The sequence below is a fragment of the Alteromonas sp. ASW11-130 genome (assembly GCF_026183735.1).
Lineage (GTDB): Bacteria > Pseudomonadota > Gammaproteobacteria > Enterobacterales > Alteromonadaceae > Alteromonas.
Genome location: NZ_JAPFRE010000023.1, coordinates 37,693 through 60,310, shown reverse-complemented (window position 1 = coordinate 60,310; position 22,618 = coordinate 37,693). Strand labels below are relative to the sequence as shown.

Below are 22,618 nucleotides of genomic sequence, written 5' to 3'. Positions count from 1 at the left end.
CCTTGATAGACAAGGCCTGGGCTGGAAGCGTATGAAATCAAATTCGTGGGGATCCCTCAGACTCTGACCCCTTTTTATTTTTTTTCGTTTACGCTTCAACAGGTGGAGTACGCACCCATCCTTCCATAAGGATACGGGCGCTGCGGCTCATAATGACCTTTTCCACTTGCCATTGGTCGTTATTTTTTTGTGCGGCGGCACCGACTTGTAACGTGCCTGAAGGATGACCAAAGGTCACTGATTCCCTTACGTCTCCGCCGGCCGCTTTATTAACCAGCGTCCCAGGGATAACGGCAGCAGTACCAATCGCTACTGCTGCCGTACCCATCATGGCATGGTGTAGTTTACCCATGGATAACGCACGAACACATAAATCGATATCATCGGCCTGTACTTCCTTGCCGCTGGAGGCGGTGTAAGACGTAGCTGGGCTCACAAATGCAATCTTAGGAGTGTGCTGACGGGTGGCCGCTTCGCCCAAATCTTTTATTAGGCCCATCTTAACTGCCCCATGGGCACGGATGGTCTCAAAGCGCGCGAGCGCATTGGCGTCACTATTAATATCATCCTGCAGTTCTGTTCCTTTATAACCAATCGCGTTAGCATTAACAAAGATAGTAGGGATCCCTGCATTGATGAATGTCGCTTCTAAACTACCCACGCCTGGCACGTCAAATGTATCGACTAGATTTCCGGTGGGAAACAGGGCGCCTTCGCCGTCAGCTGGATCGATGAACTCAATTTTAACTTCGGCGGCAGGGAAGGTGACGCCATCTAGTTCAAAGTCGCCCGTTTCCTGCACCTCGCCGTTAGTAATCGGAACATGGGCAATAATCGCTTTTTGAATATTGACTTGCCAGATACGTACTTCTGCGATGCCATTGCGAGGAATGCGCGACGGTTCAATTAAGCCATTATTGATTGCAAATGCACCTACGGCAGCGGTAAGGTTACCGCAGTTACCGCTCCAATCTATATGCGCTTTATCAATAGCGACCTGACCAAATAGATAGTCGACATCGTAATTTTCTTTTTCACTTTTCGACAGGATCACCGTTTTACTGGTACTGGACGTTGCACCGCCCATACCGTCAGTGTGCTTTTGATAAGGATCAGGACTACCAATAATGCGTAGCAACAAATTATCGCGATAGCTACCAGGTTGTTGCGCTTTTTCAGGTAAATCTAGCAGGTGAAAAAAGACACCTTTACTGGTGCCACCGCGCATATAGGTAGCAGGAATTTTAAGTTGCGGAGCAAATGCCATAGTAAAAAATTTCCAAGTTTGCATCTGGCCATTAGGCCAGATCACTTAATTACAAAAGCCTGCAAAAGTATTTGTAGGCTTACATTAACTAATTAGCGAGGTGAGGCTTTATGCGCTTTCTTCCGCTTCAAGAAAGTCTTTGGCGAAACGTTGCAGAACTCCTCCCGCACTATAGATACTGACTTCTTCGGCTGTATCTAATCGACAGGTAACAGGAACGGTCTCAGTCGAACCATCCGCTCGGTTTATTACCAGATCAAGGGTCGCGCCAGGCGCTGGTTTACCTGATACATCGTACGTTTCCGTGCCATCAAGATTAAGTGTCTTACGCGTGGTGCCAGCCTTAAACTCAAGCGGCATAACGCCCATCCCAATCAGGTTGGTACGGTGAATACGCTCAAAGCCTTCAGCCACAATCACTTCAACACCCGCCAGACGTACGCCCTTTGCTGCCCAATCACGCGATGATCCCTGGCCGTAATCGGCACCTGCTATGATGATCAATGGCTGACCCCGATCCATATAGGTTTCAATAGCTTCCCACATGCGCACCACTTCACCCTCTGGCTCAATACGGGCCAGAGAACCTTGCTTCACCTCGCCATTCTCAACGACCATCTCGTTAAAGATTTTAGGGTTAGCCAACGTGGCGCGTTGAGCAGTGTGGTGATCACCTCGGTGAGTTGCATAGGAATTGAAATCTTCTTCAGGTAAGCCCATTTTCGCCAGATATTCACCTGCTGCACTGGATGCCAGAATGGCGTTAGAAGGCGATAAATGGTCAGTAGTGATATTGTCACCAAATATGGCAAGTGGGCGCATCCCTTTTAATGAAGGCGCTTTTGCCAGCGCACCTTCCCAGTAAGGAGGTCGGCGGATATAAGTGCTGGTCTCACGCCACTGATACAGGGGGGATAAATCTTTACCATATTCGACTTTTAAATCAAACATGGGTTCATAAACCTTGCGGAACTGCTCAGGTTTCACGTGCTTGCTGACGATTTCATCAATTTCTTCGTCGGAAGGCCAAATGTCACTTAAGGTAACAGGGTTGCCCTCTTCGTCATTGCCTAATACATCTTTTTCAATATCGAAACGGATAGTGCCGGCAATGGCATATGCCACTACGAGTGGTGGAGAAGCCAGAAAAGCCTGTTTCGCATAGGGGTGGATACGACCGTCAAAATTTCGGTTGCCAGAAAGTACCGCAGTGGAATAAAGATCTCGCTCTATAATTTCTTGTTGAATGGCTGGGTCAAGCGCGCCACTCATTCCGTTACAGGTTGTACACGCGAAACCTACGATCCCGAAGCCCAAGCTCTCTAAATCATCCATCAAATCGGCTTCCTCTAAGTACAGTTGCACTGCTTTAGAGCCGGGGGCTAATGAAGATTTTACCCAGGGTTTGCGCATCAAACCTTTACGCTTAGCGTTACGGGCAATCAACCCCGCGGCAATGACATTTCGTGGGTTACTGGTGTTTGTACAGCTGGTGATAGCAGCAATAATCACCGCACCATCAGGCATTTTTCCTTCTTCCTGCTCGACTTGCTTGCTTATTCCCTTACTACTTAAGTCACTGGTGGACAAGCGTGCGTGAGGGTTAGAAGGACCGGCCATATTACGGCCAACACTTGATAGATCAAACGTCAGTACGCGCTCGTATTCAGCAGATTTCATATCCTCTGCCCATAACCCGGTTTGTTTAGCGTAGCGCTCTACTAATGCCACTTGCTTATCTTCGCGACCCGTTAACTTCAGATAATCAATGGTCTGTTCGTCAATATAGAACATCGCTGCCGTGGCACCATATTCAGGCGTCATGTTAGAGATTGTCGCCCGATCACCCAATGTCAGATGAGATGCACCTTCACCATAAAACTCGAGATAAGCAGAGACTACACGCTCTTTACGCAAGAATTCAGTTAGCGCCAATACAATATCGGTTGCGGTGATGCCTGGCTGGGGCTTACCGGTTAACTCCACTCCTACAATATCAGGTAAGCGCAAGTAGGAAGCGCGACCTAGCATTACACTTTCGGCTTCCAGACCACCCACACCCACTGCAATTACGCCTAATGCATCCACATGGGGGGTATGGCTGTCTGTCCCCACTAATGTGTCAGGGAAGGCGACCCCATCTCTGGCATGCACCACCGGTGACATCTTTTCCAGGTTAATCTGATGCATGATGCCGTTACCCGGGCCAATCACATCGACGTTTTTAAATGCAGTTTTAGTCCAGTTGATAAAATGGAAACGATCATCATTACGACGATCTTCAATAGCACGGTTCTTATCGAACGCGTCTTTTTCGAACCCTGCGTGTTCAACTGCTAACGAGTGATCCACAATAAGTTGCGTCGGCACAACAGGATTAACTTTAGATGGGTCGCCGCCTTTCGCAGCAATAGCATCGCGAAGGCCAGCCAAATCCACAAAAGCGGTTTGCCCTAAAATATCGTGGCATACTACGCGAGAAGGAAACCACGGAAAATCCAGGTCCCGCTTACGATAAATAATTTGTTTTAATGAGTCGCTAAGCGCTGCAGGATCACACTTTCTCACCAGGTTTTCGGCAAGCACTTTAGCAGTATAGGGGAGTTTGTCGTATGAACCGGGTTCAATGTCTTCCACAGCTTCGCGGGTATCGAAGTAATCCAGTGATGCACCGGGGAGCGGTTTGCGGTAATCGGTGTTCATGATGATATCCTGTTTCGAATGAGAAGAAGGCCAGATTAATGAGTCTGGCCTTGAGGTCTTGGCGTATTTAGATAAGGCTAGTCACGATCAGCAATGGGCGTAACCGAACGCAAATCTTCACCTGTGTATTCTGCCGAAGGGCGGATAATACGGTTATCTGCACGTTGTTCCATTACGTGCGCTGCCCAGCCTGTTAAGCGCGACATTACGAATATAGGTGTAAATAACTTGGTCGGGATACCCATGAAGTTGTAAGCAGATGCATGGAAGAAATCGGCGTTACAGAACAATTTCTTTTCACGCCACATAACTTCTTCACAGCGAACCGATACAGGGTAAAGCACCTCATCCCCAACATCTTTAGCTAGCTTTTCAGACCATTGTTTGATGATTTCATTACGGGGGTCCGATTCAGAATAAATCGCATGACCAAATCCCATAATTTTTTCTTTACGAGCGAGCATGCCCATCATCTCTTCTTCTGCATGGTCAGGCGAGGTGAATTTTTCAATCATATCCATCGCCGCTTCGTTTGCACCACCGTGAAGCGGTCCGCGTAATGAACCTATAGCGCCTGTTACGCAAGAATGCATGTCGGATAATGTAGACGCACATACACGCGCAGTAAAAGTCGACGCGTTAAATTCATGCTCGGCGTAAAGGATTAAAGACACGTGCATGACCTGTTCGTGTAACTCACTTGGCCTCTCGCCGTGAAGCATGTGTAAGAAGTGCGAACCGATCGAATCATTGTCGGTTTCAACATCAATGCGCACTCCATCATGTGAAAAACGATACCAATAACAAATGATACTTGGGAAACAAGCCAGCATTCGGTCAGTGACATCCTGTTGTTGTTCAAAGCTGGTTTCAGTTTCTAAGTTACCCAACATAGAGCAGCCGGTGCGTAACACGTCCATTGGGTGGGCATCTTTAGGAATACGTTCTAAAACGTCTTTTAATTCCTGGGGTAAGCCACGTAGCTTCTGTAGCGTTGTTTTATAAGCATCCAATTCTTGCTGATTAGGCAATTTACCTTTTAAAATCAGGTAGGCAACTTCTTCGAACTGGCATTTATCTGCCAAATCCTTTATGTCGTACCCGCGGTAAGTCAGACCAGAGCCTGTTTGTCCAACAGTAGAAAGTGCAGTTTTTCCCGCTACCTGGCCGCGCAATCCGGCACCGCTAAGTTGTTTTGCCATGAGTTAATCTCCGATTAATATTTTGTAGAGTTCTTTAGCTGCGCCGTTTTCATTGGCACAGTATTATTATTCTTTTTTATTTGTTCTTACCTTGCGCAAACAATCTATCCAATTTCTTTTCGTAGTCGTGGTAACCCAGATAATCGTACAGCTCCATACGCGTTTGCATCATATCGGTAACAGCTTTTTGATCACCTTTTTCAAGGATAGATGTGTATACCATTTCTGCTGCTTTGTTCATTGCGCGAAAGGCACTAAGTGGGTACAAGACCATCGCCACGCCCCATTCGCCCAATTCTTTTTTATTCCATAACTCTGTTTTACCGAATTCGGTGATGTTCGCGAGGATAGGCACATCCAATGCTTCTGCAAAAGCACGGTAGTGTTCTTCGGTTTGTACCGCCTCTGCAAAGATACCGTCCGCACCTGCGGCGACATACGCTTGCGCACGCTCGATAGCAGCATCAAGGCCTTCTTGGGCAAAAGCATCAGTCCGCGCCATGATGAAAAAGTCTGGATCTGTGCGGGCATCTACCGCTGCTTTAATGCGGTCAACCATTTCATCGGTCGAAACAATTTCTTTATTCGGACGATGACCACAGCGCTTCTGGGCCACCTGGTCTTCCATATGCACTGCTGCGGCGCCTGCTTTTTCCATATCTTTGATAGTTTTAGCGATGTTAAACGCGCCTCCCCAACCGGTATCGATATCCACCAATAGAGGAAGATCACAGGCGGAAGTAATTCGCTGAACATCCGCTATTACATCGTTCAAAGACGTCATACCTAAGTCAGGAAGCCCGTAAGACGCATTTGCCACTCCGCCACCGGAAAGATAAATGGCCTGATGGCCAATTTGTTTCGCCATAATGGCCGTATAAGCGTTAATGGTGCCTACTATTTGAAGCGGTGTGTTGTCAGCCAAAGCCTGACGGAATTTCTTACCTGGGCTCATTTCATTGTCCTTATAGGTTTGAATGATTGAGAAGTTTAGTTTGAATATTATTTTTTGAGTAAAGTATGTGACGTCGCATAAGAATTTCAGCCAGTTCTTCGTCCCGATTAGCAATGGCTTTTACAATATGCAAATGTTCGTCAAATGCAGTAGTCACACGGGGTCCTGCCATGCCTAACTGAACGCGGTACATACGTACCAGATGATAAAGGCCATTAACCAGTACCGAAATTAGATGCTGGTTCTTACTACCTTGAATAATGCGGTAATGAAAATCTACATCACCGGCTTCCTGATAATAAGACTCGCCAGCTTGCACTTGTTTATCAAAATGCGCATCAAGTAATTGCTGGAGGTTTTGAACTTCCGTATCAGTCATATTTTTAGCCGCCAGCCGAGCGGCCATACCTTCCAGTGATTCTCTCACCTGATATAACTGCTCTAACCCTTCTGGGGAAAGCGTAACGACTCGTGCGCCAACATTAGCTTTTCGTTCCACCAAATGACACGCCATCAGTCGATTTATGGCTTCCCGGATTACTGCACGGCTTACAGAATAGTTTGTCGACAGTTCAACTTCACTCAGTTTGGTGCCTGCGGCGATACGCCCTTCAACAATATCATTGCGCAGCTGTATATAGGTTTTATCGGCACTGGTAATGACTGTTTCGCTGGTAAAGTCCATAAATGACGTCAACAATAAGCTAAACTTTGTCGACAATATAAAGAAGGGTGGGCACTATGTCAAATTAAGGAATCATGCTTGTTTAAAAGTTAAAATCACCTTTTAACCATTTTAAATAGTCAAGTTGGCAGAAGGGCTATTGTTGAATTAGATGTAAATTGTCGACAAGCGGGGCTGGATAATGACGAAATTTCCAGCCCGTCTGCTTTATTGTAATATCTGGAACGCCCTGACTACCCGTGTTACGCCAGTGATGTTGCGCGCAATATCCACCGCTGATGTGGCTTCCTGGTTATTGACTCGACCAAGTAGAAATACTTCACTGTCTTCTACTACCACCTTTACCTGAAGTGCGGGAATGCGCTCGTCGGCCAACAATTGTGCGCGAACTTTAGAAGCAAGCCAGATATCATTCGCTTGAGTGGTAGCGGCAATGGGTTCACCAACACGAATTTGATTGTGGATTTTACTGATTGAATCTACTTTCTTTGCAGCGCGTAAGGCGTCTTCTATAAGCGAAGCTGAAGGCGCTTGACCTGTTAATAAAGCAACCCCGTTATACACATTCACCTGAAGATTCGTTAGTTCCTTTAACGCGTCATTTTGTGACCAGTTGAAAGCAACTTTGCCTTCAGACGTCTGATCGTCCAGTTGAGTGCCCACTGTACGTCTATCAGTTGCGACTTTCGCCGCTACTCCCGCTGCGCCTACGGCCACTACTGCGCATCCTTGAATAGATACAATCGATAGTATTACTGTGCATAGCGCAACTAGACGTTTGGCCCCTTTTTTTATCATCATTATTCCTCGTGGTCGGCGGGAAACAGGCTATCGTCTATACATTCGCATAAGTTATGGATAACAAGCAAGTGCACTTCCTGAATGCGTGCAGTGCGGTTAGAAGGCACCCGTATTTCGACATCATGGTCGTTCAAAAACCCCGCCATCTCGCCGCCATCTTTACCGGTTAGTGCTACGATAGTCATGTCGCGGGAAAGCGCTGCTTCCATTGCTGCAATTACATTACGAGAGTTACCGCTGGTCGAGATAGCCAGTAAAATGTCACCCGGTTGGCCTAAAGCTCTTACCTGCTTGGCAAATATTTCATCATAGCTGTAGTCATTGGCAATTGAAGTTAAGGTAGAGGTGTCAGTTGAGAGAGCTATGGCCGGTAAGCTAGGACGATCACGTTCGTATCGGTTTAGCATTTCAGATGAAAAATGCTGAGCGTCCCCAGCAGAACCACCATTTCCACAGCTTAGTATTTTATTACCTCGAATGAGGGCTTCAACCATCATAGTCGCTGCTTTTTCTATCGCTTCAGGTAACATTTCTGAAGCCGCTATTTTGGTTTGGATGCTTTCGGTGAAATTTGCTTTAATATTTTCAATCATAATTTTGTCTTGTTTATTTCTAACTTTTCACGCTGCTAAGATTGTGAGTTTAGCACTCTACATTCTGAAGCCAGTCAAGGTGTGTTGAGTTTACAGCGATAACATCTATTCGCATAGGGGTACTGGCTGGATTAAGACCCTGCCTAATTAAATATTGTTCAAAGGTAAGCCTGATTTTTGCTAACTTTGCTGATGTGACAAATTCCATGGCATTACCGTATAGGGTAGAGCGACGAAATTTAACCTCTACCGCTACCCAGTAAGCCTTATCTTTCATAACTAGGTCGAGTTCACCGTACCGACTATGAATATTCGCTGCCACAAATGTAAGCCCTTGGTTCTGTAAGTACAATCTGGCTTTATCTTCCGCGTTATCGCCTATCTGCTTCGTTTTAATCACTTGGCCTGCTTAAACAATGTCACTTTTTGATTGTTTATCCATGCCTGGGGAAGCGTTCTAATAATTTCGCCTTGCTCATTCATTGTAAGCTCCCCAGTCAAGCCTGAGACGGCTACCTGAGGCAGTAGGGCCATACTCGCTAAATTAGGCAACAGTTGGAATGCATCAATGCCAAATGCGAATAGTCTTGATTCCTGTGTGCTGCGATCTTGCCAAAAATTACTAATTTCTTCTTGCATCCTCTTTCGGGGATTATTCGGAAGCATCCATGGCATGTCCAAAAAGCGAACATTTTGTAAATCTCGCCATTGATTCTTTGTGCTGTCGTATTCCATTGAGCGTGAGGTGGCGTATACGGGCACTGTTTTCCCGTAAAATGGACTAATACTGGCCTCAATTATGGGATTTAACAACTCAGTTTGTTCAGGGGAGGCAAAGGCGACGATAGCATCTATGTCTTCACGGTTACGCGGCATATTGTACAATTCTTCGTTTACCATATAACGAATTTGATTAATACGCTTCTCACTTTGAGCCACACCCAGCGCCTGGGTAACGCTATCTCTCAGGGAGTTGTTATCGGTGTAAGTGACCTTAGTTAAACTAATTTTATTGCGACCCTTCCGTAACGCATTGAGTTCCTCCCAGCGGCTACTAAACGACATTAACATCCGCTGATAGATACTACTGTCTGAAGTGATAACTACGGGCGCTCGATAACCATTGAAAAATATCAAGTCTGCTAGCTGAGCGGCTTCGTCTTCTGGTGCAAGAGCGAAGTAAGCCGTTGCATGAGAACCGACATGTTGACGCGCACTATCTGTCGTTATTGCTGACCGAGTAAGGTCGTTTGTTAAACCTTCGGTGGAAAGCGGCATCGCGGTTTTATCTAGATCAATACGATTAAGTGCCAACATATTTGTGGATGGAGGCAGTTTTCCTTGTAGTGATTCTATTGTTTCTTTGATTAACGGCCCGATAACCCAGCGGCTTTCGCCTATCGCGTCGACCAAGTCGATAGCCGATTTACCGACGGTGTCTACAAAGTGTAAGGTTGGAACATTTCGGCGATTGGAATAGTTGGCGGTGTGCTCAAAATACGCGGCGACAATACCTTCTTTCACTGCGTTACCTGTTGCTTCAAGTCTTCCACTTAACGGAAGTAATACCACAATATTATCGGGCGCAGGCGGTGATATCTGTGTAGCCTTAGTGACTGCTTCTGGCCAATAATCTATAAGAGGGTGACCACGGAATACTCGTTTAAATTGCGTGATATCTTTACTGAGTTTTTTGGGTTGCAGCCCATAAGAAGCAACTAAGTCACGCAATGCAATATAGGGTCGTAATTTGGGAAACTCTTGTTGGGCTTTTTCCAGTTGTTCTTTCGGGATGCGGTTGGTCCACTCCCATATTTTCGCTACAGTGTCCTGAGTCGCCGCTTGGGAATGGATAAGCGCATTAGCTGCCGCTGCCCAATCCTGTAATCGAAGATAAAGCTCAGTTTGCAGTTGACGTTGTTGTTGACGAACCGTCTCATCATTCGAAAGGGGAGAAACTAGCGTTATCAGTTCGCTGGCCGAAGCCTCACTACTATTCATATAAAGTTGCGCGATTAACAAATTAGCGCGTTCGCTCAATTTGTCAGACAAGCTCCCACGCTCAATAGTTTTTAATAATACCTGCGCTTTTAATGCATCTAATTGATTGATATACATAGCCACCGCGTCAAGCAGTAGCGCATCCCGCTTCTCTTTATTTTGCTCATTTTGCCAGACCATTTTGGCTTGCTCTATGAGCTCTTCAGGCGTAAATGTGGCGTTAACCTGCTCCACTGGAGAGATGACCTCGGGAGCCACCTTTTTCACCTGCTGTACGGGAGAACTTGAACAGGCAGCTAATAAAACCAGCATAGCGCTGATGACGGCAGGTTTTATCGACGTTACTATACGGGGTAAATGCACTCAGGGGTCCTTGCGTTTTTACGTATCGATGCCAAGTTTAACGATTCCAGCCAGAAAAGCTATGGTCGCCACCGATAACTGTACCATCTTTGTCGTAATTACTGGTTGATTACAATGTATGATCCAATTAACTAACTGAAATAAGGTTACTATGTCAGCATCTGCTACCCTTTATATTGTTCCTACACCAATTGGTAATTTGCAGGATATCTCACAGCGTGCGCTGGATACGTTAAGAGAAGTCGATTGGATTGCAGCTGAAGATACCCGGCATACCCATAAATTATTGCAACACTTTGCTATTAACGCGCGTACTCTCTCCTTGCATGAGCACAACGAGGATAAACGGGCAGCAATGCTGTGTCAGCGTTTATTAGACGGTGAGTCCGTTGCGTTAGTGAGTGATGCTGGCACGCCCCTAATCAGCGACCCGGGATTCATTTTAGTAAGAAAATGTCGAGAAGAAGGAATAGTGGTGACGGCATTGCCTGGTCCTTGCGCTGCAATAACTGCTCTAAGCGCATCAGGCCTACCCACCGACAAATTTGTATTTGAAGGCTTTTTACCTGTCAAAATGTTGGCAAGAGAACAAGCGCTGGAAAACTTACAAAAGCGAACAGCCACATCGGTTTTTTACGAAGCCCCTCGTCGTATTGCGGAAACTATTGAGGTAGTAGAAAAAGTTTTAGGTACAAGCCGCCAGATCGTACTAGCCAAGGAAATTAGTAAAACATTTGAAACCTATATAAGTGGAAACGTAGAGAAAGTACGTGACTATCTAAGCCAGGACCCGGCCCATCAGAAAGGAGAATTCGTTCTGATAATCGCTGGCTGCGATGCAACGCCCTCGGAAATCCCTCCGGAGGCGCTTAAACTACTTACTTTGTTACAAACAGAGTTGCCGCTTAAAAAAGCCGCCGCCATTGTGGCCCAACAATATGATTTGAAAAAGAACCGCCTTTATCAAATTGGGCTGGAAATGAACGAACATTGACAAAATGCGTATTGTTTACCAAACCACTGATGGGAGACGATATGACAGTTTCAACGCTAAAAATTGATATTCAGGATGGCCGCTGGACCGTGGATATCTTTTCTCAAGGACAAGATAGCGGACAGTATGAATTAATATATCCGCAGCGCGAAGCTCAGGTAGAGCTTAGTGAAAATAACATGTACGGGTTCAATTACAGTATTTCAGCACCGAAGGGTACGCGTTACGCTATTTATCTAGATGAAAAACGCTTGATTGAAGGTGAGGTGAATGAATCTCAAGTTGCCAGAGGAAATAGTGTAATTTAACTGATAGTGGCCTTTGGTAGTTACGTTAGTCCAATCCGCGATAGTGATCGGTTAGTTACGAAAAAAGTTAAACCTCTAGCCAACGCGGATAACTGGGGTATTACGTTGGCTTTTCACCCCAACGTAATATTCAATAGAGGCTAGCTTTTTGACCGTCGGGCCAGATTTTTTTGTAACCTAAGCTTCCGCTAAAGTGCATCCGGCGGCTGGACGGTGATTACTATCGTGAAGTTTTGATCAGGACAACCGCGATTTAAAATCTTCATAGCTAAAACGACGTACTACATCAACCGACCCATCTGTGCGTAAAATAGCGATAGCAGGATGTTCTACGCCGTTGAAGAAGGTTGTTTTCACCATGGTGTAGTGCATCATATCTTCAAACTGCAAACGATCACCTATTGTAAGGGGGTCATCGAATGAATAGTTGTCAATAACATCCCCAGCTAAACAGGAATTTCCACCAAGTTTATACGTATGTGCTTTCACCCCTTCTTCACCACTGTGCATTACCGTTGGACGATATGGCATTTCCAACACATCAGGCATGTGCGCGGTGGCGGAAATATCCAGAATAGCAATAGACCCTTGGTTATCCACAATATCTACCACTTCAGCGATTAATGGTCCTGTATCCCAAGCTACAGCTGAACCGGGCTCCAAAATTACATCTAAGTGTGGGTAACGATCTTTAAAACTTTTCAGCGTTTTAATTAAATGCTCAACGTTATAACCCTTTTTAGTCATAAGATGGCCACCGCCTAAGTTTAGCCATTTTAGCTGCGGTAGCCATTTAGCGAAACGCTGCTCTATAGCACTAAGTGTTCTTTCGGTAGCAAAAGAATCGCACTCGCACAAATTGTGACAATGAAATCCTTCAATACCAGCCAGATCAAGGCCCTCCAACTCACTGGCGCGAATGCCCAAGCGCGAGCCTGGGGCAGCCGGATCATATAGAGGGGTGTTGGCTTCTTGATGTTCTGGATTTATACGTAAACCTACTGACAATTCACTTACATCAGCCTGATAGCGCTGCCACTGGCCAATACTGTTGAATGAAATATGGTTGACTAGATTCTTTAACGCCGCAATGTCCGTTGGTTTATAGGCAGGTGCATAAGCGTGCACCTCTTTTCCCATTTCACTGGCTAACTTGGCCTCCCACACAGAACTAGCTGTAGCCCCGTGAAGATACGGTTTTATAATGTCGAAACTAGACCACATGGAAAAACCTTTTAAGGCCAAAATGATACGCACACCAGAATCATTCTGTACACGTTTCATTAATTCCAGGTTACGAACAAGTTTTTCCTCCTCCAACACATAGCATGGAGAAGGAATATCAGAGCGTTTAGTTAAATCAGACAACCGAGCTACTCCACTTTTTACTTTTTACTTTTTACTTTTTACTAAATGGGCTTTGGTCACATTCAAGAACGTGCCAGGGTAAGCCATGCTCATTGAGCATTTCCATGAACGGATCAGGGTCAAATTGCTCCATATTCCATACCCCTGATTTTTTCCAGGTGCCATTGAGCATCAACGCAGCACCTATCATTGCCGGTACGCCTGTAGTGTAAGAAACGGCCTGTGCACCCACTTCTTCATTGCACTTGGCATGTTCGCAGTTATTGTAGATAAAAATGGTTTTTTCTTTGCCGTCTTTAATCCCAGTAATATATGTGCCTATACACGTCATGCCCGTGTAACCTTCAGCTAAGGAGCCTGGGTTAGGTAGTACGGCTTTAAGGAATTCAAGAGGAACAATTTTTTGTCCTTGGAATTCAACGGGCTCAATGCTGGTCATGCCAATACCTTCAAGCACACGCAAGTGATTTAGGTAAGCGTCACCAAATGTCATCCAGAAACGCGCGCGCTTCAAAGTGGGGAAGTGCTTAACCAGCGATTCAAGCTCTTCATGAAACATCAAGTATGAGGCACGTACCCCAATGTTTTGATAGTCCAAATCTTCTCTAACACTTAGTGGGTCGGTTTCTTTCCATTCACCGTTTTCCCAGAAGCGACCACGCTGAGTGATTTCGCGGATATTAATTTCTGGATTAAAGTTAGTGGCAAAAGCCTGACCGTGGTCGCCGCCATTACAGTCGACGATATCTAGATAATGGATCTCGTCAAAGTAGTGTTTTGCCGCATAGGCGGTATACACATTAGTGACGCCTGGATCGAAGCCACTGCCAAGCAATGCCATAATGCCGGCATCCTTAAATTTGTCCTGATACGCCCATTGCCAGGAGTATTCAAATTTCGCTACATCTTTGGGCTCGTAATTAGCAGTATCCAGATAGTCAGTACCGGTGGCCAAACAGGCATCCATAATTGGAAGATCCTGGTAAGGTAGGGCGAGGTTAATCACCAAATCAGGCTTAACTTCGTTGATGAGCTTTTCTACTTCACTCGCATTATCAGCGTCGACAGCGAATACGGCTTTAACTCGATCAGCACCTACTTCTTTTTGCAATGCTTCACATTTAGAGACTGTGCGGCTTGCCAGGTAGATTTCATCAAAATGTTGCGGCAAACGCGCACATTTTTTAACAGTTACGGCGGCCACACCGCCAGCTCCGATAATTAATACTCGAGACATAATTGTCCTTCCCAGGGCATTTAGAATTAGCGCTGAATGCTAGCAGACAATCCGCATTTGGCAAACTAAGTTACATTATTTTTAGATGATTACGCGGGGGCGTAACGATTCCAGCCAAAAAATAAACAAATCTATCCGTGGATGGGAGGCGATAAAACAATGCGTTGACCAATTCGGAAAAATGGATAAAGCAGGATCGTTTCTTCGTCATCAGGGGGGGATGCGTTAATGGCAATGGCATCAACTCTTTTTTTATTTTGAGTTTGTACCGTGACTGCATAGACAAGCACACTGTAACTATCCGTATGGGTAGTCGTGTCTATTATCCGCCATTGTAATTGTTCAATTAATTGTTTTTCGCTTTCTATTTGTACGCTTTCATCAGAAAATAGACAGCCCACACGGCCTGCTTCATAAACGGCCGCGAAAGGGTAGAGCACCTTAGTGTGAGGTAAAATCATTTCGCACAAACGCAAACTGCGACCCACCAAAATTTGTAATGGCCTGGGCAAGTCATCAGGACAATGGATCAAGGTGGCGGCCCTCCTTTAAATGGATCTCACGGAAGAGAGCGGCAGCTATAAAAAGCGCCAATCTAAATGGTTGAACAATTATCGTACAAATTTAGTACGCATATCGGATACGGTACTATTGCTAAAGTTTGAACGACCTTAGCGCTAATACAGATCACAAAATAATGCAATGTTGATGCATCTTAATTTTTAGTGGCAAAACGATTAATCTCGTGCACCTTGCAAACCGCCTGTATGAACTATCAGAATCTTAGCGCCTGAACGGAAGTAGTTGTCTTCAATAAGCTTTTTGGCAGCATAAAACAACTTTCCTGTATATACGGGTTCAATTAACAGCGTATTATTTTGAGCGAAGGTTTGACAAAATTGGGTTAACTCAGGAGAACGTTTTGCGTATCCGCCGTGATGATAGTCGTGGTTTATGCTCCAGTTGGTTGCCGATGAGGGTAATAGGCGTTCAACTTCCGTTTCCAGGTATCCTTTACCTTTCAATACTGCAATTCCCAGGGCGTGTTGGGAAATACTGAGCTTGGGAATAAGGCCAGCTAGCGTGGCACCCGATCCTACGGGTACTAAAACGTAATCAGGCTTAAAAGTAAGTTCCTCAATAATTTCGCCCACACCTTTCAATGCACTTAACTGTTTCCCTCCTTCCGGAATTATTTCGGCATCGGGATAACGTAATTTGATATTCAGAAGGTATTCGCTCGACTCCCGAAGCTGGTACTCTTTTTTACTCACAAACAGTAATTCACTATTCCACGATAATAGATCTTTAATCATGGGCGTGGGAGAGGCGGAATAATCACCTCTAATTATTGCGGTAAAAGGGATGCCTAATTCGTTACAAACAAAGCTTAGTGCATGTAAATGATTAGAATAGCCTCCGCCAAAGCTAACTACGCGTGAGGTGTGTTTGGGTAACTCATCTATTGCATATTTAAGCTTCCGCCATTTGTTACCCGAGATGACGGGGTGAATTAAGTCGTCTCGTTTAACAAAAAGGTTTAACTTATCCGCATGTTTCCAATTTGGTTGAAAAGGCTCACACGGTGAAGGGATTGAAAGCGCTAGTTTTTCTTCGATCATGCGTTTAACTTTGCTCACTTTGTAGATTTTGGTTATCGCACTGATTTGCATTAATGATTGTACACTTATGATCAGAGCAAAGCAGTATTGAGTATCTTCTCATATAGGAGCTTTCTATGAAGAAATCTACATTGATCATATGCAGCGCGATTTCATGTTTCGCAGCAGGCTCGGCGAACATAACTGAACAGGAACTCGCACTCGTCCCCAATGCCAAATTAGTCGGAAAAGGTACGTTAAATTATCTATTTTGGGATATTTACGACGCTTTTCTCTATGCTTCTGAAGGGACGTTTCAATATGACAAACCCTTTGCGTTAACCCTTGTCTACCGAAGAGATTTTGAAGGCAAAGAGATTGCAAAGCGCTCTATAGAAGAAATGGTTGAACAACATCTTTGCCAGTCTCCTCATTTTAAAAAATGGGAAAGTAATATGGCTAGTATCTTTCCCGACGTTTATGAGGGGGATGTGCTAACAGGCGTGCGAGGAGAAGAGGGGGATACCCGATTTTATTATAATGGCAACGAAATCGCTGAGGTAAGTGATCAGGCGTTTACCCAGTGCTTCTTTGCCATTTGGCTAGATGAAAAAACCTCAGAGCCAAAATTGCGACAACAGCTATTAGGGGCATCCAATGAATAAGGCTTTTCTGTGCGTGTTGTTGGCTCTTACTCTGTTGATAGAGGGGTGTGGTAGTTCGATGGAAGGTGAGCAATACGAAAAAATGGGGCCAGAACTTGACCTGTTCACCTTTTTTAATTCCAACGTCAAAGCGTGGGGCATTGTGCAAAATCGCTCAGGCAACGTTGTTCAACGTTTTACTGTAGATATAAAGGGAAGTGTACGCGATACCGAGTTGGTTCTAGAAGAGTCGTTTACCTATCACCAGGGGAAAGGCCCAACAAGTCGCACGTGGCGCATAAAAAAAATCAGTGAAGATAAATTTACGGGTAAAGCAAACGATATTCCCGGGGATGCAATAGGAACATCCCACGGAAATGCCTTCCATTTTACGTATCAAATGGATTTACCAGTTGAGGATGACACTTACAACGTTGTGTTTGATGATTGGTTTTTTGCTATAGATGATCAAACTCTAATTAACCGCTCCTATATTAGAAAGTTTGGCCTGGTCATGGCTGAAGTGACCATCTTTATGCGGCAACGCGATTAATGGTTTTTCGTGCTAATTTTTGGTAGTGTGATCGTAACACCTAAGCCTGTTTTCTGCATTTTTGGGTTATCTATAAACCATAAATTACCGTCGTGAAGTTTGGCTACCGCCCTTACCAGCGATAAACCTAACCCATTCCCTGACGAGGTGCGACTTTCTTCCGCCCGGTAAAAACGTCTTTCCAAATGGACGAATTGGTCACTAGACACGCCTGGCCCAGAGTCGTTAACGCTAATTCCGACGCAACGTTTATATTCTTTTACTACCACACTAATAGTAGAGTTGGCGCCAGCGTATTTAATACAATTATCAATAATGTTTGCGATGGCTTGAAAAATAAGATCTCTGTCTCCAATGATAACAACGGGATCAACATCCACCTCAATATTCATTTTCTTTTGTTCGGCTATGGGCTGATACAACGAAAGTACATCATTGACAATCACATCTAATTGCACGCGCTTAAATGCTCTTCGCTGATGTTGGGTTTCAATATCACCTATGCGCAGAAGACCATTAAACATTGCAAGCAGGCTATCAGTCTCTTGCAGACTCTTCTTCCGCAGATCGGGTTCTGGTATTTTTTCAAGGGTTGTGCGCAATCGGGAAAGGGGGGTACGCAAATCGTGAGCTATATTGTCAGTGACCGATTTGATATTGGTAAAAGACTCATCGATTTTCGTCAACATTCTATTGAACACAATAGCAAGTCGACTTAAGTCATCCCAATGGCTGTCCACATGAAGTCGGCGTTTAAGGTTACCTGTCTTCATTATATTATCTGCGGTTAACGCCATTCTATTTATTCGATTTACCACGTACCAAGCCACAAAATAGCTTAATACAACAATTGCTAATAAAAAGCCGATAAACACCCAGCTAAAGTAGCTGCCCATCCATTGCGCAGAATACAAGTGTTGGACATCTCGGGCGAGAAATAAAATGCGGTCTTTATTGAATTTTCTGATAGTTACCAAAAAGTGCTTAGAACGGGGGTTAAATTTCTCTGCATAGTTTTCAGAAATTAATTGGTTTAGACGTTTACTGACTTGAAAAATACTTCGTTGTTGCTTGACTTCAGGCCACTTTGAGAGGTTGCCCGCCAAAGGTTGAAGATTTTTATCGAACAGGCCAATCAGCGTGCGATTTTTCATCACGTTCACTTTGATTGAAACAGCCTGCTCCAATGCATCTTGACCGCCAAACCGATAGATGGAACCAAAAGTGAATTGTTCGTTTTCCAAAGCCGCATAGGCTTCTTTGACAAACACTTCATCATTCGCCAACGTCCAAAAATACAGTATGAAGATGACTGCCGCTACTGATAGGGCAGTCATTATTGCGCCTATCCTGAAGCTGGAGCTTCGGGTAAAGGCACTAATTGCACTCACGTTATAGCGTCCGAAATCCTATAGCCAGTTCCACGAACTGTTTCAATAAGCGGGACATTAAAGGTTTTATCCACCTTTTGACGCAATCGACTGATATGAACATCTATTACGTTGGTTTGTGGGTCAAAATGGTAATTCCAGACGTGCTCCAATAGCATACTGCGTGTTACCACGTGACCGCGATTTCGTAACAAACACTCAAGCAGTTGGAATTCTTTCGCTTGTAACTCTATTTCTTGCTCGCCTCTGGTTACGCGACGGTGAACAAGGTCGAGAGTTAGATCTCCCACCTGTAAGGTAGTTGTATCATGATGTTCACTACGGCCTGCCAAGCCTTCAGCCCGGGCGAGTAATTCTTCAAATGCAAAAGGTTTCGTGAGGTAATCACTTGCGCCTGCACGTAACCCCTGCACTCTGTCTTCCACTTGACTCTTAGCACTAAGCACTAATACCGGGGTGTTGTTACCCTGACCTCGAATAATATTAAGAATATCCATTCCATCAATTACAGGTAGCATGACATCAAGAATGATTAGGTCATAGTCATTAACTTGTGCCTCATGTAAGCCTGCGTCACCCGAATATCTTACTTCACAGCGGTGACCGGCCTCTTCGAATCCATGCTGGATATGTTCAGCGACAGTTTGGTCGTCTTCAATGAGCAGCGTTTTCATTAAACGATAATCCTTTGGAAAAAAAGCTTCAGCTATTGCTTCCTTTAGTACTGTTAAAAACCCATGACCCGATCACTTAAGTATTAAAAAGGTTTAATTATTTCACCCACCTCATAAATTTGAGTGATTTTTTTTATTATTGTATAAACCATAGTGACGACTAATAAGGGAGTTTTTTTACCTCAATAAATATACTGAGCCCCATGTGATAGTGTTCACACCGTAAGTGAATTGGTATCGAATTCAGCATGATAATGGAAAGGATGTATTCAATCATCCTGGCTAAGTAACCAGGTTTTACCTCTATATTTTCAATATATCCTACAAATATGCCATAGCGTCTCTACCTCATTTTTCCAATGGCATTTTTAATGCCTCATGGTATGACGTGATTTTCCATAAAATTAGTACACGTAGGCGTGCGTCGCTGGTTTTATACTGATTCCCGTTAAGGGTTATCTGCTAATAGATAGAGGAATAAATAGCGCAGTCGCTTTGATACTAATTGGCTTAATTCATTGGAGAAGGTAAGGATCTCACAACTCTGCTCACTATGACCAAGATAATGTAAAACGAGATAACTGCCCGACTAAGTAGGCATGCAACCCTGCACCAAAAGGCGATGGAGAAGAACCAGTTGATAATACTCTCGTGGGCTCGAGGCACTAGCCCTTTATAATAACGTCAAATAGATACTTTCCCCGAGCCCCACGCTTGAAGGTTGCAAAATAGACATGACCTGTAACGACTGAGCGTCTTGTCTTGGTTGGGGGCTTTCCGCTGAGCCCGTCCGGTTTTGATGGAGCGGAAGGCACGCTTAACGAACATTAAGATAAAATAGGCGCAACCATACATAAAAATGAATTTAAACTTTTATTACCCTTCTTGCCGGCGGGGAAAACGCATCGATTCGTTATAGGGGGTAAAGTTTTGCACTTCTCCATTGGCCGTGAGGGCTTGAATTTCTTTCCAATAAGCAGGTGACATTAAATCACCATGTAAACGTTTTAGCAGGTTTTTTAAATGCCTTTTGCCTACAATAAAATGTTCGAATTGCTCAGGGAAAACATCATTGGGCGCCACTGAAAGAGTGTCTATGGCAAAGGGATCGTCAGAGGTTGGCAGTTCTCTGAAGTTACGTTCGTGCATTAAACATATTTCATCGTAATCATAAAAAATGACACGACCATGCCGAGTAATACCAAAATTTTTATGCAGCATATCACCCGGAAATATGTTCGCTTTGGCGATCTGTTTGATACATAAACCTAACTCATTTACAGCGTGTTCAATTTTTTCAGGTGACGTTTCCTGATCAAGGTAAATGTTGAGTGGCGTCATTTTTCGTTCAATGTACAAATGGCGTATGATCAATTCATCTTCGGTTATCGCTATACTGGAAGCGCATGTTTGTTGCAGCTCTTCAAGTAGCGTGGGCGATATACGAGCTAATGGAAAACGAAAATTTACGTATTCATGGGTATCTGCCATTCGACCTACACGATCAGACATTTTGACTAAGCGATAACAATCTTTCACATGTTCTCGGGTAATCTTTTTACTTTCCGGAAATTCATCTTTAATAATCTTAAACACGACACCGTATGAAGGAAGATGGAAAACCATCATTACCAGCCCGCGTATGCCGGGAGCAGCCTCAAATAGATCGTCAGTTTGAGAAAGGTGGGCAAGGTAATTGCGGTAAAAGTCTGTCTTACCGTGCTTAAAATGCCCCAAAGCCATATAAAGCTCAAACGCTTTTTTATTCGGCAATAACTCATGCAAGAATGCTACGATTTCCGCAGGATTTTGCGTATCGGCCATAAAGTAGCTACGGGCAAAACCAAAAATGACACTTAGGTCTTTTCGGTCGGTCAGCAACGCGTCAACAAAGAGCTCCTGCTTTTCATTTGTTTGCATTGCTACCACAAAAGGAAGCGTCTCATCAGGCATGCAAATTCTTCCAATAAGATACGCAGCCTTTCCTCTATAAAATACCGGCTTTAGTAATTCTACCGTATGCACTCTCGCTAACTGCTTTCTATCAAGCCGTTTACGTAATGCTTTTTCCAATTGCCATTTGTCACGAGGGAGGTCTTCAAAAGGGATATTGAAACGATAAACGTTGAATATCGTATCGTACATTTTTGCTACGGTGGTTGTAGTGTCGAAGCTATTAATAACATGATGCCGATCTTTACCCGCTAAAAAGCACTGACTTGGATACACATACATTAAGCTGTCATCAATCTTCTGATGACGAAAAATCCTACCGATTACAGAATTATAAAACGTTTCGGCAAGCTCAAACTGCGGATGTCCTTCAAGTAACAGAGTAAATCGTAGCTTCATCTCCTGCCAGAACTGATCGTTTTTTTGGTGCACAGCCACCTGATGATAGATTTCTGCTACGGTGTCTGAAACACTTAAATCATATAGTGAAATGCGCTCTTTGGATGCATCCAGCGATTGTTGCCAAAGCCCTTTTTCGAAGCGTTCCTGGGCCCCCTTGGTGATGCGTGTAAACCAACGATAATTTTTGTCAAAGTGATGAATGATTTGATAAGCAACTTGTTTAGCTGAAATCGCAGTAGACATGTGTTATTTGTTATTCCCTTGTTCCAAGCGTTTACCATATCACAGGATGAAGGTGCATCCAGTGCAAAAAACCGTTGCAATCATGCATGATTGAGGTAATTTACCCTCTTCTCCATATAACTATAATCGCAAGATAAAAGTTGAGTTTTTATCTGCTCTGTCGTTTAAACAGGAAGTCATGTGAGTTTTAAAGTATTAATTTGCGATGATTCATCATTGGCACGGAAGCTAGCTAAACGGAGTTTACCCGAGGGTTTTGCCGCCGAAGTATATCAGGCCAGTAATGGCGCAGAGGCGATATCAGTTATTGACGAACATGGCATTGAAGTAATGTTGCTTGATTTAACTATGCCCGTACTCGATGGAGTAGGTGTACTGGAAGAACTCCGGCGTCGAATGCTGGATGTGTTTGTTGTGGTGGTGTCAGGTGATATTCAACCACTTATGCGAGACCGCGTCATGCAACTGGGTGCGCTGGACTTTATACCCAAACCCATTAATGCAGGCCAGCTACAACCTATTTTACGAAAGTTCGGGTTGTATTAGCGTGCACCTCGAAATAGCGGTCGTCCAATAATATGCGCAAATCTGACGGCAATGGAGTGAAATCCTTGCCCGAAGAGAGAAAGAGAAACGCATATACCGCGCGTTACTTTAGTTCGAAAGGTCGATGCATACCT

General features: G+C 44.4%; 21 protein-coding genes. 5 read left to right on the top strand and 16 right to left on the bottom strand.

Translation table 11 applies throughout. The annotated features are described in order from the left end of the window. Nucleotides 1–88: 88 nt before the first annotated feature. From prpF to OPS28_RS08240, 9 genes are all read right to left on the bottom strand, one after another. Nucleotides 89–1,267, bottom strand: a complete 1,179-nt coding sequence (gene prpF, locus OPS28_RS08280) for a 2-methylaconitate cis-trans isomerase PrpF (RefSeq protein ID WP_265608988.1) — start codon at nucleotides 1,265–1,267, stop codon at nucleotides 89–91. A 108-nt stretch (nucleotides 1,268–1,375) separates the two neighbouring features. After that, on the bottom strand, nucleotides 1,376–3,970 hold the full coding sequence (acnD, locus tag OPS28_RS08275; protein ID WP_265608987.1) for a Fe/S-dependent 2-methylisocitrate dehydratase AcnD: 2,595 nt from the start codon (nucleotides 3,968–3,970) through the stop codon (nucleotides 1,376–1,378). Between the two features lie 77 nt (nucleotides 3,971–4,047). Then, nucleotides 4,048–5,172, bottom strand: a complete 1,125-nt coding sequence (gene prpC / locus OPS28_RS08270) for a bifunctional 2-methylcitrate synthase/citrate synthase (RefSeq protein WP_265608986.1) — start codon at nucleotides 5,170–5,172, stop codon at nucleotides 4,048–4,050. A 76-nt stretch (nucleotides 5,173–5,248) separates the two neighbouring features. Further along, entirely contained in the window at nucleotides 5,249–6,127 is an 879-nt protein-coding gene (gene prpB / locus OPS28_RS08265) for a methylisocitrate lyase (protein ID WP_265608985.1), read from the bottom strand. A gap of 10 nt (nucleotides 6,128–6,137) precedes the next feature. Continuing rightward, complete coding sequence (locus OPS28_RS08260) at nucleotides 6,138–6,812, bottom strand: GntR family transcriptional regulator (protein WP_265608989.1); 675 nt, start codon at nucleotides 6,810–6,812, stop codon at nucleotides 6,138–6,140. A gap of 207 nt (nucleotides 6,813–7,019) precedes the next feature. Then, nucleotides 7,020–7,613 (bottom strand): division/outer membrane stress-associated lipid-binding lipoprotein, encoded by a 594-nt coding sequence (gene dolP, locus OPS28_RS08255; RefSeq protein WP_265608984.1) that lies wholly within the window; start codon nucleotides 7,611–7,613, stop codon nucleotides 7,020–7,022. Next, nucleotides 7,613–8,206, bottom strand: coding sequence for a phosphoheptose isomerase (locus tag OPS28_RS08250; protein WP_265608983.1), 594 nt, complete (start codon nucleotides 8,204–8,206; stop codon nucleotides 7,613–7,615). Before OPS28_RS08250 ends, dolP begins: the two co-directional genes overlap by 1 nt. 49 nt (nucleotides 8,207–8,255) lie before the next feature. Then, nucleotides 8,256–8,606 carry a YraN family protein gene (locus tag OPS28_RS08245; protein ID WP_265608982.1) on the bottom strand — a complete coding sequence of 117 codons (351 nt, stop codon included), beginning with the start codon at nucleotides 8,604–8,606 and terminating at the stop codon, nucleotides 8,256–8,258. Next, nucleotides 8,603–10,570, bottom strand: coding sequence for a penicillin-binding protein activator (locus tag OPS28_RS08240; protein ID WP_265608981.1), 1,968 nt, complete (start codon nucleotides 10,568–10,570; stop codon nucleotides 8,603–8,605). Before OPS28_RS08240 ends, OPS28_RS08245 begins: the two co-directional genes overlap by 4 nt. Nucleotides 10,571–10,721: 151 nt before the next feature. Here OPS28_RS08240 and rsmI point away from each other — a divergent pair, with 151 nt between their 5' ends. Further along, on the top strand, nucleotides 10,722–11,564 hold the full coding sequence (gene rsmI / locus OPS28_RS08235) for a 16S rRNA (cytidine(1402)-2'-O)-methyltransferase (protein WP_265608980.1): 843 nt from the start codon (nucleotides 10,722–10,724) through the stop codon (nucleotides 11,562–11,564). A gap of 41 nt (nucleotides 11,565–11,605) precedes the next feature. After that, a complete protein-coding gene (locus OPS28_RS08230; RefSeq protein ID WP_265608979.1) occupies nucleotides 11,606–11,872 on the top strand; it encodes a hypothetical protein in 267 nt (88 codons plus the stop codon). Between the two features lie 237 nt (nucleotides 11,873–12,109). On the opposite strand, the gene nspC is transcribed toward OPS28_RS08230, so the two are convergent. From nspC to OPS28_RS08210, 4 genes are all read right to left on the bottom strand, one after another. Beyond that, on the bottom strand, nucleotides 12,110–13,240 hold the full coding sequence (nspC, locus tag OPS28_RS08225) for a carboxynorspermidine decarboxylase (protein ID WP_265608978.1): 1,131 nt from the start codon (nucleotides 13,238–13,240) through the stop codon (nucleotides 12,110–12,112). 31 nt (nucleotides 13,241–13,271) lie between these two features. Beyond that, nucleotides 13,272–14,477 carry a saccharopine dehydrogenase family protein gene (locus OPS28_RS08220; protein WP_265608977.1) on the bottom strand — a complete coding sequence of 402 codons (1,206 nt, stop codon included), beginning with the start codon at nucleotides 14,475–14,477 and terminating at the stop codon, nucleotides 13,272–13,274. A gap of 131 nt (nucleotides 14,478–14,608) precedes the next feature. Next, nucleotides 14,609–15,010, bottom strand: coding sequence for a hypothetical protein (locus OPS28_RS08215; protein WP_265608976.1), 402 nt, complete (start codon nucleotides 15,008–15,010; stop codon nucleotides 14,609–14,611). Nucleotides 15,011–15,214: 204 nt separating this feature from the next. Beyond that, on the bottom strand, nucleotides 15,215–16,099 hold the full coding sequence (locus OPS28_RS08210) for a 1-aminocyclopropane-1-carboxylate deaminase/D-cysteine desulfhydrase (RefSeq protein ID WP_442863979.1): 885 nt from the start codon (nucleotides 16,097–16,099) through the stop codon (nucleotides 15,215–15,217). Nucleotides 16,100–16,215: 116 nt separating this feature from the next. On the opposite strand from OPS28_RS08210, the gene OPS28_RS08205 reads away from it, so the two are divergent. Together OPS28_RS08205 and OPS28_RS08200 are read left to right on the top strand one after the other, a co-directional pair. After that, a complete protein-coding gene (locus tag OPS28_RS08205) occupies nucleotides 16,216–16,743 on the top strand; it encodes a chalcone isomerase family protein (RefSeq protein ID WP_265608974.1) in 528 nt (175 codons plus the stop codon). Beyond that, a complete protein-coding gene (locus OPS28_RS08200) occupies nucleotides 16,736–17,275 on the top strand; it encodes a DUF3833 domain-containing protein (protein WP_265608973.1) in 540 nt (179 codons plus the stop codon). The genes OPS28_RS08205 and OPS28_RS08200 overlap by 8 nt, the downstream gene beginning before the upstream one ends. Here the strand turns inward: OPS28_RS08200 and OPS28_RS08195 are convergent. The 3 genes from OPS28_RS08195 to aceK all read right to left on the bottom strand — a co-directional run bounded on the left by OPS28_RS08195 (nucleotide 17,272) and on the right by aceK (nucleotide 21,938). After that, nucleotides 17,272–18,612: a HAMP domain-containing sensor histidine kinase gene (locus OPS28_RS08195; RefSeq protein ID WP_265608972.1), complete on the bottom strand. Its 1,341-nt coding sequence runs from the start codon at nucleotides 18,610–18,612 to the stop codon at nucleotides 17,272–17,274. The genes OPS28_RS08200 and OPS28_RS08195 overlap by 4 nt on opposite strands. 50 nt (nucleotides 18,613–18,662) lie before the next feature. Next, on the bottom strand, nucleotides 18,663–19,340 hold the full coding sequence (locus OPS28_RS08190) for a response regulator transcription factor (protein ID WP_265608971.1): 678 nt from the start codon (nucleotides 19,338–19,340) through the stop codon (nucleotides 18,663–18,665). Between the two features lie 876 nt (nucleotides 19,341–20,216). After that, nucleotides 20,217–21,938 (bottom strand): bifunctional isocitrate dehydrogenase kinase/phosphatase, encoded by a 1,722-nt coding sequence (aceK, locus tag OPS28_RS08185; RefSeq protein ID WP_265608970.1) that lies wholly within the window; start codon nucleotides 21,936–21,938, stop codon nucleotides 20,217–20,219. A 180-nt stretch (nucleotides 21,939–22,118) separates the two neighbouring features. Here aceK and OPS28_RS08180 point away from each other — a divergent pair, with 180 nt between their 5' ends. Continuing rightward, nucleotides 22,119–22,484 carry a response regulator gene (locus tag OPS28_RS08180; RefSeq protein ID WP_265608969.1) on the top strand — a complete coding sequence of 122 codons (366 nt, stop codon included), beginning with the start codon at nucleotides 22,119–22,121 and terminating at the stop codon, nucleotides 22,482–22,484. Nucleotides 22,485–22,618 lie beyond the last annotated feature (134 nt).

Bases quoted from the DNA above. Each gene is read 5' to 3' on its own strand.
- prpF (WP_265608988.1), bottom strand. From the start codon at position 1,267: ATGGCATTTGCTCCGCAACTTAAAATTCCTGCTACCTATATGCGCGGT.
- acnD (WP_265608987.1), bottom strand. From the start codon at position 3,970: ATGAACACCGATTACCGCAAACCGCTCCCCGGTGCATCACTGGATTAC.
- prpC (WP_265608986.1), bottom strand. From the start codon at position 5,172: ATGGCAAAACAACTTAGCGGTGCCGGATTGCGCGGCCAGGTAGCGGGA.
- prpB (WP_265608985.1), bottom strand. From the start codon at position 6,127: ATGAGCCCAGGTAAGAAATTCCGTCAGGCTTTGGCTGACAACACACCG.
- OPS28_RS08260 (WP_265608989.1), bottom strand. From the start codon at position 6,812: ATGGACTTTACCAGCGAAACAGTCATTACCAGTGCCGATAAAACCTAT.
- dolP (WP_265608984.1), bottom strand. From the start codon at position 7,613: ATGATGATAAAAAAAGGGGCCAAACGTCTAGTTGCGCTATGCACAGTA.
- OPS28_RS08250 (WP_265608983.1), bottom strand. From the start codon at position 8,206: ATGATTGAAAATATTAAAGCAAATTTCACCGAAAGCATCCAAACCAAA.
- rsmI (WP_265608980.1), top strand. From the start codon at position 10,722: ATGTCAGCATCTGCTACCCTTTATATTGTTCCTACACCAATTGGTAAT.
- OPS28_RS08230 (WP_265608979.1), top strand. From the start codon at position 11,606: ATGACAGTTTCAACGCTAAAAATTGATATTCAGGATGGCCGCTGGACC.
- OPS28_RS08220 (WP_265608977.1), bottom strand. From the start codon at position 14,477: ATGTCTCGAGTATTAATTATCGGAGCTGGCGGTGTGGCCGCCGTAACT.
- OPS28_RS08210 (WP_442863979.1), bottom strand. From the start codon at position 16,099: ATGATCGAAGAAAAACTAGCGCTTTCAATCCCTTCACCGTGTGAGCCT.
- OPS28_RS08205 (WP_265608974.1), top strand. From the start codon at position 16,216: ATGAAGAAATCTACATTGATCATATGCAGCGCGATTTCATGTTTCGCA.
- OPS28_RS08200 (WP_265608973.1), top strand. From the start codon at position 16,736: ATGAATAAGGCTTTTCTGTGCGTGTTGTTGGCTCTTACTCTGTTGATA.
- OPS28_RS08195 (WP_265608972.1), bottom strand. From the start codon at position 18,612: ATGACTGCCCTATCAGTAGCGGCAGTCATCTTCATACTGTATTTTTGG.
- OPS28_RS08190 (WP_265608971.1), bottom strand. From the start codon at position 19,340: ATGAAAACGCTGCTCATTGAAGACGACCAAACTGTCGCTGAACATATC.
- aceK (WP_265608970.1), bottom strand. From the start codon at position 21,938: ATGTCTACTGCGATTTCAGCTAAACAAGTTGCTTATCAAATCATTCAT.